The organism is Lachnoclostridium sp. MSJ-17, assembly GCF_018918205.1.
Classification (GTDB): Bacteria; Bacillota; Clostridia; order Oscillospirales; family Acutalibacteraceae; genus Ruminococcoides.
Genome location: NZ_JAHLQB010000100.1, coordinates 1 through 740 on the forward strand (window position 1 = coordinate 1; position 740 = coordinate 740).

A 740-nucleotide genomic window follows, 5' to 3' on the forward strand; every position below is an offset into this window, starting at 1 on the left:
GCTTTGACACTTTTCTCGTCACGGACTGCCTCATCAACCGCTCTGATAAAAGCCTCAGTCTGTTCCGCCACGGCGACTTTGAGGACCTGTTCGATTTCATTCAGGATTCATATAAATAAACTTCACGGTTTGGCGCGCGCCAAACCTTTTCTTTTTTCCTATACCGAAAAATAATTACTGTCGGATATGATAGAATAAAATGTAATATGATTCAGGAGGCTGATGGCATGTCAGACGTAATCAGAATTTTTGTAGAAAAACGCGAGGGCTTCAATGTTGTCGCAAAGCAGACGCTTTGGGACATCCGCCACAACTTGGGCATGAGGTCCGTAACCGACCTGCGCTATATTGTGCGCTACGATATCGAGGGTCTTACCCGCGACGAATATGACAAGGCGAAGGGTATCGTGCTCTCAGAGCCGAACGCCGACGTTATTTACGAGGAAACTCTGCCCGTAGAAACCGGCTGGAGGGTCTTCGCTATGGAATATCTCCCCGGTCAGTACGACCAGCGCGGCGACTCCGCCGAGCAGTGCGTACAGCTTTTGACTCAGGGCGAGAGGTGCAAGGTGCTCACCGCGAGAGTCATCGCTCTCAAGGGCGACCTTACCGACGAGGAACAGAAGAAGGTAGAGGATTACCTTATCAACCCCGTTGAGAGCCGTCTGGCTTCCCTCGACAAGCCCGAGACGCTCGACATGGAAACTCCCGTTCCCGACGACGTTAAGCGCGTTGAGGGC

General features: G+C 51.8%; 1 pseudogene. It reads left to right on the plus strand.

Annotated elements, in window-relative coordinates:
• Positions 1-227 precede the first annotated feature (227 nt).
• Positions 228-740: pseudogene (locus tag KQI64_RS08510) on the plus strand (phosphoribosylformylglycinamidine synthase); the annotation flags it as partial.